General features: G+C 54.9%; 14 protein-coding genes. 9 read left to right on the forward strand and 5 right to left on the reverse strand.

Translation table 11 applies throughout. From position 1 onward, the window contains the following. Positions 1–89: 89 nt before the first annotated feature. The 3 genes from TH4_RS05185 to trpS all read left to right on the forward strand — a co-directional run bounded on the left by TH4_RS05185 (position 90) and on the right by trpS (position 6088). On the forward strand, positions 90–2831 hold the full coding sequence (locus tag TH4_RS05185) for a [protein-PII] uridylyltransferase (protein ID WP_008888732.1): 2742 nt from the start codon (positions 90–92) through the stop codon (positions 2829–2831). Positions 2832–3373: 542 nt separating this feature from the next. Continuing rightward, the gene (gene murJ, locus TH4_RS05190; RefSeq protein WP_064780206.1) at positions 3374–4924 is read left to right on the forward strand and encodes a murein biosynthesis integral membrane protein MurJ; all 1551 of its coding nucleotides are present in this window, start codon (positions 3374–3376) and stop codon (positions 4922–4924) included. Between the two features lie 162 nt (positions 4925–5086). Continuing rightward, positions 5087–6088: a tryptophan--tRNA ligase gene (gene trpS / locus TH4_RS05195; RefSeq protein WP_008888734.1), complete on the forward strand. Its 1002-nt coding sequence runs from the start codon at positions 5087–5089 to the stop codon at positions 6086–6088. 83 nt (positions 6089–6171) lie between these two features. Here the strand turns inward: trpS and TH4_RS05200 are convergent, their stop codons facing one another. Both TH4_RS05200 and ribA read right to left on the reverse strand, forming a co-directional pair. Continuing rightward, positions 6172–7665 carry a hypothetical protein gene (locus TH4_RS05200; RefSeq protein WP_064780207.1) on the reverse strand — a complete coding sequence of 498 codons (1494 nt, stop codon included), beginning with the start codon at positions 7663–7665 and terminating at the stop codon, positions 6172–6174. Between the two features lie 170 nt (positions 7666–7835). Next, positions 7836–8993, reverse strand: coding sequence for a GTP cyclohydrolase II (gene ribA, locus TH4_RS05205; RefSeq protein WP_064780464.1), 1158 nt, complete (start codon positions 8991–8993; stop codon positions 7836–7838). A gap of 670 nt (positions 8994–9663) precedes the next feature. Between ribA and TH4_RS05210 the strand changes: the two genes are divergently transcribed. After that, positions 9664–10353 (forward strand): response regulator transcription factor, encoded by a 690-nt coding sequence (locus TH4_RS05210; protein ID WP_008888737.1) that lies wholly within the window; start codon positions 9664–9666, stop codon positions 10351–10353. Positions 10354–10582: 229 nt separating this feature from the next. Here TH4_RS05210 and TH4_RS05215 read toward each other — a convergent pair whose 3' ends face one another. Next, positions 10583–11278: a YggS family pyridoxal phosphate-dependent enzyme gene (locus tag TH4_RS05215; protein ID WP_064780208.1), complete on the reverse strand. Its 696-nt coding sequence runs from the start codon at positions 11276–11278 to the stop codon at positions 10583–10585. A gap of 69 nt (positions 11279–11347) precedes the next feature. Between TH4_RS05215 and TH4_RS05220 the strand changes: the two genes are divergently transcribed. Together TH4_RS05220 and TH4_RS05225 are read left to right on the forward strand one after the other, a co-directional pair. After that, entirely contained in the window at positions 11348–11998 is a 651-nt protein-coding gene (locus tag TH4_RS05220) for a thiamine phosphate synthase (protein WP_064780209.1), read from the forward strand. Positions 11999–12016: 18 nt separating this feature from the next. Then, a complete protein-coding gene (locus tag TH4_RS05225; protein WP_064780210.1) occupies positions 12017–13246 on the forward strand; it encodes a glycosyltransferase family 9 protein in 1230 nt (409 codons plus the stop codon). A 112-nt stretch (positions 13247–13358) separates the two neighbouring features. Here the strand turns inward: TH4_RS05225 and TH4_RS05230 are convergent, their stop codons facing one another. After that, on the reverse strand, positions 13359–14399 hold the full coding sequence (locus TH4_RS05230) for a porin (RefSeq protein WP_064780465.1): 1041 nt from the start codon (positions 14397–14399) through the stop codon (positions 13359–13361). Between the two features lie 537 nt (positions 14400–14936). Then, the gene (locus TH4_RS05235) at positions 14937–16007 is read right to left on the reverse strand and encodes a porin (RefSeq protein ID WP_064780211.1); all 1071 of its coding nucleotides are present in this window, start codon (positions 16005–16007) and stop codon (positions 14937–14939) included. Between the two features lie 77 nt (positions 16008–16084). On the opposite strand from TH4_RS05235, the gene TH4_RS05240 reads away from it, so the two are divergent. Genes TH4_RS05240 through TH4_RS05250 form a run of 3 tightly spaced genes read left to right on the forward strand, consistent with a single transcriptional unit; the run spans position 16085 to position 17978 of the window. Next, a complete protein-coding gene (locus TH4_RS05240; RefSeq protein WP_425337454.1) occupies positions 16085–16807 on the forward strand; it encodes a DUF3576 domain-containing protein in 723 nt (240 codons plus the stop codon). Between the two features lie 5 nt (positions 16808–16812). Further along, the gene (locus TH4_RS05245; protein WP_064780212.1) at positions 16813–17475 is read left to right on the forward strand and encodes a hypothetical protein; all 663 of its coding nucleotides are present in this window, start codon (positions 16813–16815) and stop codon (positions 17473–17475) included. After that, the gene (locus TH4_RS05250) at positions 17472–17978 is read left to right on the forward strand and encodes an LPS assembly lipoprotein LptE (RefSeq protein WP_064780213.1); all 507 of its coding nucleotides are present in this window, start codon (positions 17472–17474) and stop codon (positions 17976–17978) included. Before TH4_RS05245 ends, TH4_RS05250 begins: the two co-directional genes overlap by 4 nt. The last annotated feature ends 29 nt before the right edge of the window (positions 17979–18007 follow it).

Raw genomic sequence — 18007 nt, forward strand, 5'->3', positions numbered from 1 at the left:
GGCGCTATGGTGCGGCAACTGTTAAGAAAATTGATATATAAACCCTGTCGCCGACAGACCGCACGCCAGGGCCGAGGAAACCGACCAACGTGACCTACAAGATCAAGAAGCAGCGCGAAATCATCGACCGCAAAAAGGTCTTTGCCGAGCTTGAGGCCATCGCCAACGATCCGGCACTCAAAAGCTTCAAACAGCGCACCGCCGTTCTCAACAAGCTGAAATCAGTACTTGAGGCCGGCCGATCTGTTATCCGCGCACGCTTTGAAGAAAGCAATTCCGGGCAGGACACCGTCTTTTCCAACAGTTTCCTGATGGATCAGATCGTCCGCCTGATCCATGATTTTGCCACCACGTTCGTCTATCCGCTGCACAATCCGACCAATGAACAACGCATGTCAGTCGTCGCCGTCGGCGGCTATGGCCGCGGTGACATGGCACCGCATTCCGATGTCGATATCCTGTTTCTGTTTCCCTACAAACAGACCGCACATGGCGAACAGGTCGTTGAATTCATTCTTTATATGCTTTGGGATCTGGGGCTTAAGGTCGGTCATGCGACGCGATCCGTCGATGATTGCCTGCGCATGGGCAAACAGGACATCACCATTCGCACCAACCTGCTTGAAAGCCGCTTTGTCTGGGGTGATGAGGAAACCTATAAACTGTTTCGCACCCGCTTCATGGAAGAGCTGGTCAAGGGCAGCGGCATCGAGTTCATCGAAAAGAAGCTTGGCGAACGCGACGAACGCCACACCCGCATGGGCGATTCACGCTATGTGGTCGAACCCAACGTCAAGGATGGCAAGGGCGGGCTTCGCGATCTCCATACCCTGTTCTGGATCGGCAAATACCTTTATCGCGTCAATTCCCCGATGGAGCTGGTCGATCTCAAGGTCCTGACGCGCAAGGAAGCACGCGGCTTCTTGAAGGCGCAAAACTTCCTGTGGGCGGTGCGTTGCTGGTTGCATTATCTGTCTGATCGCGAAGAAGATCGCCTGACGTTCGATATGCAGCGCGATATCGCCGAACGGCTTGGCTATACCGATCATGCCGGGGCATCAGGCGTCGAACGCTTCATGAAGCACTATTATCTGATGGTGAAGCATGTCGGGAACCTGACCCGCATCTTCTGTGCTGCCCTTGAAGAAAGCCATCAGCGCCGCCCGCTAATCCGTTTTCCGGGCAAGCTGTTTGGCACCAAGGAAATCGACGGGTTTGAGCTGCGCAACGAACGCCTGACGGTCGAAAGCCTTGATGTCTTCAAGAACGACCCGATCAAGATTTTGCGCCTGTTTCTGGTTGCCCACCAAAACCGCGTCGGCATTCATCCCGAAACCCTGCGCTGGATCACGCAAAGCCTGAAATACGTTGATCACAAGCTGCAAAACGATCCCGACGCCAACGAGGTTTTCCTTGAAATCCTTACCCAGCGTGACAGCCCGGATGTGACGCTCCGCAAGATGAACGAAGCCGGTGTACTGGGGCGCTTCATCCCCGATTTCGGCCGTGTCGTTGCCCAGATGCAGTACGACATGTACCACACCTACACCGTGGACGAGCATACCATCAGGGCAATTGGCGTGCTTAATCAGATCGAGTCCGGCGAACTTGCCGAAGACGCCCCGGTTGCGACCCGCATCATGGGTCAGGTGATTTCGCGCCGTGTGCTGTATGTCGCGGTATTGCTCCATGACATTGCCAAGGGCCGTGGCGGCGATCATTCCGAGCTCGGGGCCGAAGTCGCCGAAAAGCTCTGCCCGCGGCTGGGTCTGTCTCCCGCCGATACCGAGGCGGTCGCCTGGCTGGTTAAGGCGCATCTGTGGATGAGCCTGACCGCGTTCAAACGCGATCTCAATGACCCCAGCACCATTCGCGCCTTTGCCGATCTGGTGCAATCGCAGGAACGCCTGCGCCTGTTGCTTTGCCTGACGGTGGCTGATATCCGCGCGGTGGGTCCCAATGTCTGGAACGGCTGGAAGGCCACCCTGCTGCGTGAACTTTACTATGCCACCGATGATATGCTGTCAGGCGGTCTTAATGCCGATAGCCGCGATTCGCGTGTCGAAAATGCGCAAAACGCGCTGCGTGACGCGCTGAAAGACTGGCCGGAACAGGATATCGAGGACTTTATCGAACGCGGCTATCCGTCCTATTGGCTGAGTTTTGATACCGACATCCACGTCCATCACGCCCATCTGACCCGGGACGCCCGAAATTCCGGGGCCGAGATCACGGTGGATGTCCGCATCGATACCGAAATTGATGCCACCGAAATCACCGTCCACACCACCGACCATCCCGGCCTATTTTCCCAGATTGCAGGCGCAATGGCGCTGTGTGGGGCCAACGTGGTTGATGCAAAGATCCTGACCCTTGCCGATGGCATGGCACTTGATACCTTTTTCGTGCAGGACACCAATGGCGAGGCGTTTAACGACTCCACCAAACTTGATCGCCTGCGCGACACGCTGGAAAAGGTCATTTCCGGGCAGATTCGCCCCAGTCAGGAAATCGAACGCCGCCAGACCAAGGACAACAAGCACCGCACCGCGGTGTTCAAGGTTGAACCGAATGTCATTATCGACAACAAGGCCAGCCGCACCCACACGGTGATTGAAATCACCGCCCGTGACCGGCTGGGCCTGCTTTATGACATCACGCGTGCGCTCCGTGATCTTTCGATGCAGATTGCCTCTGCACGCATTTCCACCTTTGGCGAACGCGCGGTTGACGTCTTTTATGTCAAGGATGTGTTCGGGCTCAAGATCGACAGCCGCACCAAGTTTGTCCAGGTCAAGGAAACCCTGACGCAGGCGATTCGCAACGACTAGCGCGTTTCACAATCGCTGCCAAACAAACAAACCGGATCGATCCAATACCCATGCGCTACCCTAGGCAACGCCACGGTATGGATCAGATCCGGATGTACCAGCCGATAGGGCCAGTAAACTGCTCGAATTATATTTCTTTGGAAATTGTGACGGACGAGGAAGGGTAAAACCAAACCCGACAGCGTGACCTGTTATTCACGGTGTCGAAATCCTCGGAGTGCAGCAGGTTGAGGTGGATACCGTATTTCCCCGCCCGTCCAATATGAGGCTCGCGTCCCAACGAACCCTCAGCGAATGTGAATATGCGGGTGTTGCAACTGTTTTTCTGTGACGGCTGTCACAGGGACCCCAAAAAAAATCACCTAATTCAATCACTTTCACAAAAATGCGATATACGCCGCGGTTTTAGGCCCCAAAAATTACGACTATTTTCACCTTCGACTGTCAGATTCCTGTGCATCAAACGTGAAAATACCGCAATCGCACGTCATCACCGGCAGAATCGCGCCCTTTGGTGACGCTTAAATACGGAACGCTCTCGAATGTCGCTTGTCCGCTCTATCGCCACGGTGAGTGGCTTTACGCTGTTATCCCGCCTTCTGGGATTTTGCCGCGATATTCTGATTGCCGGGATGCTCGGTGCGGGCGGCATGGCCGATGCGTTCTTTGTGGCGTTCAAGTTTCCCAACCTGTTTCGTCGCCTGTTTGGTGAAGGCGCGTTTTCCGCGGCCTTCATCCCGCTTCTGGCAGGTGACATCGAAAAGCGCGGTATGGACGCGGCCCGCGAATTTGCTGCGCGTGCGATGTCGATGCTGATCCTGATCACCGGTTTTCTGGTGGCGGTCATTGAAATTCTGATGCCCTGGGCGATGTATGTGTTTGCGCCGGGTTTTGCCGAAAATCCCGAAAAGTTCGAACTTGCCGTCGAACTGTCGCGCATCACGTTTCCCTATCTTGCCTTCATATCCGCCGTCGCCCTGATGTCGGGTGTGATGAATACGCTTCATCGCTATGCCGCCGCCGCCGCCGCCCCGATCATTCTCAATATTTGCCTGATTGCGGCCTTGCTCGGCTTGGCACCGGTGACCGAAACCCCGGCCCATGCCCTGGCGTGGGGGGTGGCGATTGCCGGTGTGGCACAGTTCCTGATGCTGGTGATTGCGTGTAAGCGGGTCGGCTTTGCCATCAAATGGCAGATGCCGCGTGTTGATGACCGCATCAAGCTTTTGGGCAAACGCATGATCCCCGGCATGATTGGCGCCGGCGTCTATCAGATCAATCTTCTGATCGACACCATGCTGGCTTCCCTCGTCTCTGATGGCGCGGTTTCCTGGCTGTATTATGCCGATCGCGTGCAACAATTGCCGCTGGGTGTGATTGGCATTGCGATTGGCACCGCCCTTTTGCCGACATTGTCGCGCCAATTGCAGGGTGATGATGCCAAAACCGCGATGTATAGCCAGAATCGCGGCATTGAAATCGCGCTTTTGCTCACCCTTCCGGCTGCTATCGCCCTTGGTGTCATGGGCCTGCCGGTAATCAATGTTCTGTTTGAACGCGGGGCATTTGGCGCGGAAGAAACGCTAATGACCGGCATGGCATTGACCGTGTTTGCCTTTGGCCTGCCCGCCTCGGTTCTGGTCAAGGTTCTCGCACCCGGTTTCTTTGCGCGCGAAGACACCAAAACACCGATCCGCATTGGCATTTCCTGCATGGTGCTGAACATCATCCTGATCGTGGTGCTGATGCCATGGTTCGGGCATCTTGGCATTGCGGCGGCAACGTCGGTCTCGGTCTGGGTCAATGCAACCTCGCTTGGTTTTATTTTGCATCGGCGGGGCGACCTGACCTTTGATGCCCGCCTTGCCCGGCGCATCCCGCGCATTCTTGTCGCATCCGCACTGATGGGATCGGCACTCTGGTTTGCGATTGATGCCTTCTGGGAAAATGATGCGCTTTCGATCACGCGGATCATCACCATGGCGGTGATTGTGACCGGTGGCATGGCCGTCTATGCGATTGCGGCCCAACTGCTTGGTGCGACCAGCTTTTCCGAGCTGAAAGCGACGCTCAAACGCGGAAAACCCGCCTGATCGCAATTAATCGACACGTTTCCAGACAAGCAGCTTGACCAAATCGGGCCAGACCCTAAACTCGCGCGCTGTTTGCTTGCATGCTCGTCCGCCGGCGGGTGTCCAAAACCTGGCGGAGTATGCAGGCCCTGTTAAACATAAATTGAAATGGACGACGACGTTATGGAACGTGTGTTTTCGGGCGCTCAGCCCACCGGTAACCTTCACCTTGGCAACTATCTTGGCGCGATCCGCAACTGGGTCGAACTGCAGAAGAAATATGAATGCATCTTCTGCGTGGTCGATATGCATGCCATCACGGTCTGGCAAGACCCCAAGGAACTGCGTTCCAACATTCGCGAACTGGCTGCCAGCATGATTGCTTCGGGCATTGATCCGGAAAATCAGGTGCTGTTTAACCAAAGTCAGGTTTCCGCCCATGCCGAACTGGCCTGGATCTTTAACTGTGTCGCGCGCATCGGCTGGATGAACCGCATGACCCAGTTCAAGGAAAAGGCGGGCAAGCATCGTGAAAACGCGTCTCTCGGCCTTTACGCTTATCCAAGCCTGATGGCGGCTGACATTCTGGCCTATAAGGCGACCCATGTACCGGTCGGCGAAGACCAGAAACAGCATCTTGAACTGGCACGCGATATCGCGTTGAAGTTCAACACCGATTACGAGGTCGAAGGCTTCTTCCCGCAGCCCGAACCGCTGATTCTGGGTCCGGCAACGCGTGTGATGTCGTTGCGTGACGGTTCGAAAAAGATGTCAAAGTCCGATGCGTCCGATATGTCGCGCATCAACATGACAGACGATGCCGAGACGCTCGCCAAAAAAATCCGCAAGGCAAAAACCGATCCGGAACCGCTACCCTCCGAGGTCGCCGGTCTTGAAGGCCGCCCGGAAGCCAAGAACCTGATCACCATCTATGCCGCGCTGACCGACAGCACGGTCGATGCGGTTCTGGCAGAACATGGCGGCACCCAGTTCTCTGGCTTCAAACAGGCACTTACCGACGTGGTTGTCGAAAATCTGGCACCGATCACCGAGGAAATGGCGCGCCTCAAAGCCGATCCGGCCTATATCGACTCTGTGCTGGCCAAGGGTGCCGAGCGTGCCAACGCCATCGCCCAGCCGATCCTCAAAGAGGTCAAGGAAATCGTCGGTTTCCTGAACAGCTGATCACGTCAGAGCATCTGAACATCAAAAAGCCCGCCGGTTTAAACCAGGTGGGCTTTTTTGTTTTGATTTCGAAACGTACCTTATCAGATCGCATTCCCGGACGGGGAAGGCTTCTGTTGCATGGCCTGATATTTCTTCAGACCATCCATCATCGTCTGGCTGAACCATGCCCCAACTGGCGCATCGCCATTCAGGTTTTCAGATGCCTGCTGCAACAGCGGATGATCAGCAGGCGCGTCAGCAGCCGGTGCACTGGCAAGATGGGCCGATCCACCCCGATCTGCATTGGCGACATCGTATCCGTCATAGGCATTTGCCGGGCGGTCATCAGCCACCGCGTTGTTGCTGGCAACGGCATCTGCCGCCATGGTTTGTGCCTTGTCACGGCCAAGGGCAGCGTTAAAGCGTGCGGCCATTTCGGCTGCCGACAACGGCGTGCCATCTGGCGACGTCGTCTGTATGTCGCTGGCCTTGCGTTCTGCGGTCTCGGCCTTCACGGCATTCAGTTTGGCGTATTTGGCTTCATGGGCGGCCATTTCAGCGGAAATGGCCATGCCGTTGGTCTGGCGGCTGACCCGGCCGCTGCTGGCGGCACGCGCCCAGACGGTATTGGCATCACCGGTGCTGGCGACCGGGCGACGCGCGGTTTCGGTTGCCGTCGAATTGGATGCGACAGTCCGGTTGAAGGCAGATACCGGGTTCGCCGTTCCTGCCGATGCCATGGCAACGGTCAGTTGTGCTGGATCGGTTGAGGGTGTGGCGGATGCCGAAGCAAGTTCTGCCTCAGGCTGTTTTGATGCTGCACTTTGCGCAGCTTGTGCAACTGGCGAGGCATTCTGTGTGTTCTGCGCAACTTGCGCGCCTTGTGCACCTTGCGCACCTTGTGCCCACGGCACATTCAAATCAGAGGCCTGAACGCCCGTGCTGCCAGTTGCGGTATTTGATGCCAGCATGGCCTGATCAACCGGGGCCGTTGGCGCAGACTGGACAATGGTGGCCTGTTCGGCCGGGCTAACAGATTGTGATTGCGCGCCAGCCATCCACGGCAGAACCAGGTCGCCCTGATAGGCGCCATTTTGCGCGACCGTGGTTGCCTGTTTGGTGGTCGCGTTCGCATTGCCTGCATCGGCCACCGCCGTGCCATCATCAATGCCGCTGCCACCAAACCCGTCTTCGACCATCGCCATGAAGTGGGTGCCGGTATCGTCGCCTGTGACCGCATCGACCACGGCATCAATCGCCGCCCCGGCAAGGCCAAACACCCCGCCAAACAGGCCACCGCCCGCAACGCGCGCGCCATTGCCGATCTCATCGCCGGTGAGCGAGCGATAAATCATCCCGACACCGGGAATATGTTGCAAGGGATTGATCACATCGAGGAAATCGGTGAATTCAAAGCCATCCTCGCCAAACATATATTGCGAGAATGTGCGGCCTTCGGACGTACCAGAAAGCTGGTCGGCAGCATTGGACTGGGCAAACTTGCCGTTTGCCGCACCATTTGTGCCACCTGCACCGCCCGCGCTACCGGATAGGCTACCGGGCGAAATTTGCCGCCAATTTTCACCAATCGACATGTCTGTCCTCCTCTTGCCAACTGTTTTGCAAAAGGAGTGCCAGTTTTAGCGTATTCTAACGCTTTGAATTATCGTGATTTTCTTGGGAAAGAATTTCGCCGGACTTGCCTGTCGGAATCTTCTGCCGGGTAGCATCGGCATCTTTAAGGCCCGCAGCTTATCAAAGCGGCTTAGAATAAATGGCCTGCCCGGTCCTTTTTGGTCTGCAGATAAAACTCGTTATGACCATTGGACGGGAATTTATGCGGGACACGCTCGGAAACCGTGACACCCCAGCTTTCAAGGCCGGTCAGCTTCTCGGGGTTATTGGTCAGCAAACGCACACTTTCAAAGCCCATCTGACGCAGCATTTCGGCCGCCGGGCGATAAACGCGTTCATCTGCGTCAAAGCCAAGCTCCTCATTGGCATCAAGGGTGTCAAACCCGCGATCCTGCAGGGCATAGGCGCGCAGCTTGTTCACAAGCCCGATGCCACGCCCTTCCTGACGCAGATAAAGCACAATGCCGCCCTGCCCGCTTTTGGCAATTTCCGAAATGGCCCCGCGCAGCTGCGGTCCGCAATCACAGCGCAGCGACCCGATCAGATCACCGGTAAAGCATTCCGAATGCAGGCGAATAAGCACCGGTTTGTCCCTGACCGGTTCATCAATGACGATGGCCAGATGTTCCTGCCCGCCATCTTCCGGGCGAAACGCAATCACAGTCACGTTTTCGGCATCTTCAAGGGGTACACGCGCTTCGCTGACCTGGCGCAAGGATGCTGCCGAGGCATTTTCATAGCCATTGATGCTTTCAGACTGCAACACCAGCAAATTCTGCGCGTGGGCAAGGGTTTCGAGCTGATCGGCACTGACCGGCACCGTCACAACCGCGGGCAATAACCGCGCAAGCTTTGCCAACCGGATGGCCGCATTTTCCGCCATGCTGACCGGTCGCCAATCCCCCTTGGGAAGCTGATCAAGATCAAGCAACGGATTGGCAATCTCACCCAGACGATTGGCATCAACAGCCGATTGGTCGGCAGAAACAAAGGCGACAAACGGATCATCCTTGGCCGTCTGACCAAGCGATTTGGCCCGCACACGCGGCAGGACGATTGCCGGTGCGGTGTCACTGCCGGCGATGTCACAAAGACGTTGCAGACCATGCTGGGAAAGCGGCTCGGCGGCAATCACCGCAACGCTGTGGGCTTCGCCATTGTCATGCCCCTGAACCAGGACGATCTCGCCACGGCGCAAATCTGCCACGGCGCGGGAAACCGTTACCAGATCGGTTGCCGGGATCAGATTGCTGTCATTTTGGGCCGTCACGGCGGAGCTTTGGGTCATCGGCATCTTGTCTTTGTGATCACAACATCGCGATCCGGTGGCTATGGGGCTGGATAAAGACCCGGTTTAATTCATATAAGCGCATCAGGCGATGCGAACCTGCTTGGTCGGTGATGCGCAAAATCGCAGGAAGACGCGCATCTTTCAAGATTTTACGACACGACTTAGCAGACAAATCGCCCCTACTACCTAATCCGGTTGGGCCGGGAGTTAAAGGACCAAACAGAAAACAGTTTGTTCTTGAAAATACAACTTAGGGTCAGGACCTGTTAATTTGATTTGAATGGCAGAGTTTATATTTGTGAAATCCTAGGAAAATCCCGCAGGGCGGGTCGGCATCCCGCGCAAGGGGTTTGACACGGGAGTTCGCAAATATAAACTCTGTCCTATGGATCGCTCAGCTTTGCACGGCCTACTTTGTCGCAAAACCTTGAAAGATAAATATCTTCCTGCGGTTTTGCTCCGCGTATCCGCACAAAGCTGAGCGACCATTCGAACCAAATTAACAGGTCCTGACCCTAAGATGCTGATCCTATGGTTCAGCGCGGAATACGTAATGCATATATGGCGGGCCGGACCCGAAAGCGCCACAAAAACAAGCCGGTAAAATCAACATCAGGCGCAGACCCCGGATATGATGGCGGATCTGACAAGCAGCAAGGGATGGTGAATGTCGACAGGTAAACAGGTTCTGGTGGTTGAGGACGATGCAGCGCTCAGCCAGTCTTTGACGGAACAGCTCAGACTTCATGAAGATTTCGAATGCGTGGTTGCCAACAGCGGCAAGGAAGCGCTCGATCTTGCCAAGGATTCCTATTTTGATGTGATCCTGCTTGATGTTGGCCTGCCCGATATGGATGGCCGCGATGTCTGCAAACTGATGCGTCGCGCCAATGTCAAATCGCCAATCATCATGCTCACCGGCGCCAATAGTGACTCTGACACCATTCTGGGTCTGGAATCGGGCGCCAATGACTATGTCACCAAGCCGTTTCGCCTCAATGTGCTTTTGGCCCGCATTCGCGCCCATATCCGCCAGCATGAACAAAGCGAAGATGCCGTCTTTGTCATCGGCCCCTACAGCTTCCAGCCCAGTGCCAAGATCCTGATTGAAACCGCGACCGAGAAAAAAGTCCGCCTGACGGAAAAGGAAACCTCGATCCTGAAATTCCTCTTCCGGGCGGGCGACAAACCGGTCAGCCGCGAAACGCTGCTGGATGAAGTCTGGGGCTATAACGCCGGGGTGACCACCCATACGCTTGAAACCCACGTTTATCGCCTGCGCCAGAAAATCGAAAAGGACCCGTCAAACGCGGCGATCCTGATTACCGAACCGGGCGGTTACAAGCTCATCCCCTGATCAGACACTGATTTTATCGCCTACAAAAAGAAAATCCCGCTGATGCGGGATTTTTTTGTCACAGATGTCGGGTTACGGCGTCTATGTTATCGCCCTGATTATCCACAGAGCAGCCCAAGTCATGCAATCGGGCGTTAAATACACAAAATCGACCTAAAACGCGGCCTTTTTTACAGGTTTTGCCCCGAATATCGATTGAGATACCGAAATTTAGGCCTTTTAAGGCCAATCAATAGCCCCGGGAACCAAAAATAGCCGTCCCAACCCGCACATGGGTGGCGCCAAACCGGATTGCAGCCTCGTAATCGCCACTCATGCCCATGCTTTTGATTTTAAGACCATGGCGATCAGCAATCTTGCCAAGCAGGGTGAAATGCGGTGCGGGTTCTTCGTCCACCGGGGGAATGCACATCAGGCCGATGATCGGTAGTTTAAGCTCTTCCCGGCACATCTTGATGAAGTCATCGGCATCCTTTGGCGCGATGCCGGCCTTTTGTTCTTCCTCGCCAGTATTGATCTGAATGAACAGATCCGGGCAGGCACCGGTTTTATCGCGGTGTTTGGCCAATGCATTGGCCAGTTTCGGGCGATCCACCGTCTCGATCACGTCAAACAGGGCCACCGCGTCCTTGACCTTGTTGGTCTGAAGCGGCCCGATCAGATGCAGCTCGATATCGGGAAACTCGGCGCGCAATCCCGGCCATTTCCCGGCAGCTTCCTGCACACGGTTTTCACCAAACACACGCCGACCATCCACAAGCGCCTTGCGCACATGATCGGCATCATGGTTCTTGCTGACACAAACCAGCGTCACATCACCCGGATCACGATCGGCGGCTTCACATGCCGCATTGATATTGCTCTGGATTTCGGCAAGGTTGTCGGCGACATCGGTTTTGCCAGATGACTGATCATGATGGCTCATGGAGGGTGGTCCTTCATCGGTAACGCATTCAGGAACGGCAGGTATAGCTGCCAAGTCGGGAGTGTATCAATGGATAAGGCCCTGTTAAAGCAGGCACGCAGGCTCAATCTGCGCAATGGCGGCCCGAATTGCCCGATTCCACCAATTGTTCTGATGACCGATGATCAAAGATTACCCGATCCGGAACCCGCCATCCGCGCCCTCCCCCGCGACAGCATGGTCATTTTTCGCCATTACGATCATCCGATGCGTGCAAAGATCGGTGCAAAACTCCGCACACTCTGCCGCGCAAAGGGCATTCCCTTTCTGGTGGCAAACGATGTCGCGTTGGCGCTCAAGCTCGATGCCGACGGCATGCATTTCCCGGAATACCGCGCCCTGACCGATCCCGGTATTTATCAGCGAATTCCGGAACACTTTATGCGCACATCTGCCTGCCACGCGCTGACAACGATCCGACGCCTTGATCTTATTCCTGAAGCAACGCGTCCCGATGGAGTGCTGATTTCCCCGATTTTCCCTACCCAAAGTCATCCGGGCGCAAATCCGATGTCACGCACTGATATCCGGCAAATATCAAGGATGTGCCACATGCTCGGCATCACGCCGATTGGGTTGGGTGGGATCACCGCGCAAACAATCGAAAAACTGCGGATGTCCGCACTTGCCTCCATCGCCGGGATCGGGTTTTCTGGTGCCAACACCCCGTCCACCCGTTGACCGGAGTTCTCCCGCAAAATGCCCCGGGCCCCGCACCCATCGCGCAAGACATTCACCCGTTTTGCATCCAAACAGCCGTTTCAGTTTGGTCTGCCCAATGTCAGTTCCGGACTTACCCAGACATCAGACAACAGCCCGATCTATTTCACTCGGGCAACATCGCTGCTGCGACGGCAAGTTCTGGCGAAGGCCGACGGGGTCAAGATCAAGTCTGACAATTATCGGTTTCAGGTTTTGCCACGGGATGGCTGGGGCGAACGGGATTTTTCCGGAAAATCAGTGCTGTTTCTGATCCCCGATGATGCGCTGGGCGACTGTGTCGGCATGGCACTGTTTCTCCGGGCGCTCAAAAAACGGTTTGGCGATATCCGGATTGGCGTCCTTAATGCTGGCAGCGCATCAGACATCTTTGTGCTGGTGCAGGGAATCGAGATTTTTCAGCTGTTTATCTCGAGCGCACAGCTCAAACGTTTCGATCACGTCATTGATCTCAGTGAAATGGAAGGTTGGCGTGATATCGCCACCATGCCGGTCAATCCGGAAGAGGCGCTCTGCGAGGCCTTTGGCATTTCCCCCATTCCGCTTGAAAAGCGGCAATTACCAACAGGAGCACGGCTTAAAATCGGGATTGTGCCCATGGCATCGTCACCGCTCCGCACCCTGCCCCCCAAACTGGTCAGCGAAGTCACAAAGATGCTGACCAACCGAGATTGCGACATCACCATCGTGCTGAATGCCTATCAAGGCGTGATGAAGGACTATAAGGCTGCGTTGAGTGATCTTGGGATCCGGACAGGTCGCAACATTCGGGTTATTGATGGCTTCAAGACGATCGGCGATCTGGTCAAATTTGTCGGGCAGCAGGATTACCTCGTCGTTGCCGACAGCGGCCCCGCACACATTTCCAAGCTGTTCCAGACCCCGGGAATTGGCCTTTACAGTTCCGCAGACGCCAAAACGCTCCAGGGCCGACATACGAATTTACGCGCGTGGCAAAGTGATTTCACGGGACCACATTGCAGCGCCCCCTGCGGGCTGGCAAAACTGCGCGCAACACCTGATGGTAAAATTGGCTGTATGGGAAGTCTTGGTCTCCCCATCACGGCACTGCCAGACACACCCGAAAAAAGTGATCCCGAATTGGCCCGGGCATTGGTCACAAACAAACCGGTGCCCTGCGTTGCCCGTTTGGAAACGGACATTCCAGCAATCAGCGACTTGATATCCCAAGACCTCGCCAAAGCTTGAACCCTCCAAAAGCGTAATCCGTTCGCGCTAATCACATCGACAAAGATCCAAACAAACAAAAAGAAAGGGCGGCCGAAGCCACCCTTTCAAAGCCCTGCATAATTCCGAAGAATTAGAAGGTAAGCGCGATACCGGTAACCGCACCGTAACCGTCGTTGTCGGCGATCGCTGCGTTATCGGATTCGTCATCGAACCAGAAGATTGACGATTTCCAGGCAACGCCTGCGCCAAGCGCATAGGACATCCCGAGGTCAACCGTGCTGACTTCACCGGTACCGGACAGATCAACGCCATCAGAGGAGCTGTCGATGTCGCGGTTGCCGTATTCCGCATAACCATAGGTCAAAGAGACGGTTGCTGCATCCATCGCATAGGAGACGCCAACGTCAAATGCGTCGGTGTCGTCACCGGTGCGGGAGTTTTCACCCTGTGCATAATCGTCTTCGATGTGACCCCAGGAGGTACCGACTACGAAGTTGCCGAAACCAACGGTCGCACCAAGGCCATACCAATTGCCTTCGCCCTGGTTTTCACCAGTTGCAGAGAACCCGAGCGCGATACCATCGAATTCGCCCTGGTAGTTGATGCCAGCCGAGAGGATGTTATCGCCATCGGTTGCGGTGTCGTTGTTGTTCGAACCGCTATCATCAGCATAAGAGAAACCAAGCTGGAAGCCGCTGATGTTCGGGCTGTAGTAGGTGAAGCGTTTCTGGTCGCCGCTCGACGGAACGGTATCGATCAGGTATGCATCAACCCAGTTGGTCAGGTCGCCATCGTTGACGCCTACCGGACCAACGGACGGTGCAGTGAAGCCCATCGAGTCAGCAGCGCTGTCGTCTTTGCCGAGGCGTACTTCACCGAAGCCACCATTGATGTACAGGTACTGTTCATCAATCTGGTCAGACGAGGTTTCGCCTTCGAGTTCGATTTTCGCACCAACTTCGATGCCGTTATCAAGCGTGGTTTTGCCCGAGAAGTGAACTTCGGTGTCGGACTGGAAGGCGTTCTTGGATTCGCCAACATCCTGGTCAGCTACACCAGCCCACTGTTCCATGTAACCACCAACCGAAAGCTTGATCGGCTCGGAAGCCTGCGCGGTACCTGCGGCTGCGACAGCGACGAGTGCGCTGGAAGCAAAAAGAATCTTTTTCATCATAACCCTCAATAGAATGACGTTTTGGGACGAAGGGGTGTGAACCGGACGGCCCTTCGTTCTGTCGAGAGTGATATGGCCATTGAAATGAATAAGGGTCAATTATAATAAATGGATTGTGGTCAGTTAAACGACGGTGTGTTGTATTTTTGCAACTTTTGTGTGCCGTTTCTGTTGGGAAATCCGTAACTCGTTGGGTATATATCAGTCAGTTACCTAGTACGTCGCTCGACATTACTCTCTGTAATCACGCATAATTAACTTATGGTCATTTAATGATAACGTTTCGATTCTCTCACAAATCTGAGTCTTGATATCGATTGATAAGGTGAACCTTGGACGGAGACAAGACGAACGACGTCTTTGACATCACCCCGCGTTTTTGATCACGACCGAGTTTTTAACGCTGTTACGTAGCGTCCCAACTGTGCTCGATGGAGACACGCGTTCGTCTCTGAATTGGCAGGCGAGAAAACAAAAAAAAGAAGGGGGTGGAAAATCCACCCCCTTCAATCTGTCGTCTAATCTTAGGAAAGATTAGAAGCCAAGACGGAAGCCGGTAACAACACCGTAACCTTCGTTGTCGTCTGCAGCACCCGGGTTTTCGCCCTGATCGTCGAACCAGAAGATCGACGAACGCCAGCTAACGCCTGCACCGAGGGTGTAGTCGAGACCTGCATGAACAGTGTTGATTTCGTCAACACCCGAAACGGTCGCGGAACCATCGTTCTCACCATATGCATAGGTAAGGGAAACGGTAGCTGCGTCCATCGCATAAGATACGCCGATATCGAAATCGGTGGTATCTTCCAGCTTGTTAGCACCTGCAGCCGGCTCGCCAGCGCCGAATTCGCCATCGGTTTCAGATACAGAAGCACCAACGGTGAAGTTGCCGAAACCAACGGTTGCGCCTACGCCGTACCATTCGCCTTCCTGGAAGCTCTCACCAACGAGGGAAACGCCAACGGAAACACCGTCGAAGTCGCCACGATACTCAAGACCACCAGAAACGCGGCTATCGCCGGTTGCAACGGTGTTGCTGTTTTCGGAGGAGTCGTCGTCTGCGTAGGAGATACCAGCTTTGAAGCCACCAAGGGTCGGGGTGTAGTAGGTAACGCGTTTGGAGTCACCACCAGCCGGAACGGTGTCCGGAATTGCGTTGGTGGTTACCCAGTTGCCAAGGTCGCCGTCGTTCGCGCCAACCGGACCAACGGACGGAGCGGTGATGCCCATGTCAGCTGCTGCGCCGTCTTCCGCGCCGAGACGAACTTCACCGAAGCCGCCGCTGACATACATCCACGATTCGTCAATGTTGGTTGCGCCAGACGAACCATCGTCAGCCGAATTACGAACGTTGCTGTTGTTGCCTTCGAGTTCGATGGAAGCACCAACTTCAATACCGTTATCAAGGGTGGTCGAACCCGAGAAGTGGATTTCGGTGTCAGACTGAATTTTGTTTTTGGCTTCGAAGCGGTTTTCTTCAGATGCAGCGCCTACCCACTGCTCCATGTAACCACCTACGGACAGGCTGATCGGCTCAGAAGCCTGAGCTGCGCCTGCGAAACCAACAGCGACAAGTGCGCTGGAAGCTACCAGAATCTTTTTCATCTTTTCCCTCAACGTCTTTGAATGCGTTTTACGCAATACAAATATTTTGGACAGCTTTTGCCGCCCGGTTCGACGCTATGGAGCCAGCATTTGGCTGCCCCGTCAATCATAGTGTGATCAAAATGCGACATTTGTTTAAAAATGTTGCACAAAAACCACACATGTTTTTATTTGCCGTTTGGCCCAACCGCCTTATAGTGCGGTCACGTATTAGAAAGGCACTCTTGAATAAGGTTCGCAACGTGCACACTTATCTCGCGAAATCACTGGGCATTTTATCTATTTTAGCCGTCGTGTCCGGCTGTGCGGGTAAATCGGACCACGCAAACATGCCCGGTTCCGCACCAGGTGATCAACGTGTCAATGGCAGAAGTGCTACAGTCAACGATATTAGGGAACAAGGCTCACTGTTCGGATCGGACGGACTGAATATTTTCGGCGGTGAAGAGAAGCAAGAAGGCTCCGGTTCCGGCATCGGTGTGAACAGTTTCCTGTGGCGTGCGACACTTGATACCCTCTCCTTCATGCCCTTGAATTCTGCTGATCCGTTTGGTGGTGTAATTATTACCGACTGGTACACGCCGCCGGAATCTTCAGATGAACGCTTCAAACTGACAGCCTACATCCTTGGCACAGCCCTGCGCTCGGATGCCATTAAGGTTTCCGTCTTCCGCCAGGTCAATGTCGGGCCTAACCAGTGGCAGGATGCGGTTGTTGAACCGGGAACTGTCACCTCGATGGAAGACGCTATCCTGACCCGCGCCCGTCAACTGCGCATTGACAGTGCGAATTCTCAATAAGGCTGATGTCGCAAGACACACTTTACATATCGTCTGAATACAACCCCCATTCGCTGCAATGCGACTGGGGGTTTGTTGTATCGGCAGAACGACGTGATGTTTTTGAGGTGATACCAGACAGTCTTGCGACGATTCGCACTGCACTCTATTTCTCAGTTCTTAAGGCATCACCACCGGATTTTTCGCCGCCCCCGTCTCAGCGCGATCATCCTGCCAAGGTAACAACCGACGAAACAGTGGGCAATGGCGCACAGCTCTATCATGAAGTCGGGTTCGATATCATGTCACTCGCTTTGCTAGCCGATGTGCCAGCCCACCGACCCTTACACCTGACACAAAACAGCCTGATTGGTCATTGGCGTTGGTTACGTGACGTCTGGCGTGTGGGATACTCGCGCCCACAGTTTACGGCTACCATGGATACTCGGAACGCGGTGACAGAGGTATTACGAAACGGCAAAAACAATCTTGCCATCGCCGAGCTGCGTAATCTGTTCAAAAAGGTGCAGCAGGAGCCCGACAATTCCAAGCTGTACATTTCTTTTCTGAACAGCCTATCTCTGTTTTGCCCTTTCATCGCAACCGAACTATTGTGGCGCCAGGGCCGGATTGAACAGGATCCAGTCAGCCGGTCCCGGACCAATGATAAAGAAGGTATAGTTGAATGACATTGCGCGCGGTTTTTCCGATTCTCGCACTCTTGGCCGTGACAACGCTCAGCGCCTGCGGATTTCGCCCGCTCTATGCCACAGCGGGTGATGACTACAACACCGCAGCCAATATGGCCCAGGTGAAAGTCGCGCTGATCAACGACCGCGTCGGTCAACTGACCCGCAATGCCCTGCTAGAGACGCTGACCCCGCGCGGGCAAAGTGCCAACCCGCTCTATGACCTACAGTTGACCCTGAGCGAATCGACAAGCGAGCAAGGCTTTACCAAGGAAAACGAGGCAACGATTGCCGATTTCCTGATTAACGCACAATACGAACTGGTCCGCCGAACCGATACCAAGGTCCTCCGCAAAGGATCGGTTCGCGCCCGCACCAGCTACAACATCGTCGATTCGGATTTTGCCAGCATCGAGGCCAAAAATGCCGCGCGCAGAGATGCCGCACGCAACCTCGCCCAGCAGCTGGCCAACCAAGTCGCGATTGGCCTGCGGTCACAATAACGCCTTTCTCCGAACCCTTTACACGTCAC

Source organism: Thalassospira tepidiphila MCCC 1A03514 (assembly GCF_001662875.1).
GTDB classification, from domain to species: domain Bacteria; phylum Pseudomonadota; class Alphaproteobacteria; order Rhodospirillales; family Thalassospiraceae; genus Thalassospira; species Thalassospira tepidiphila.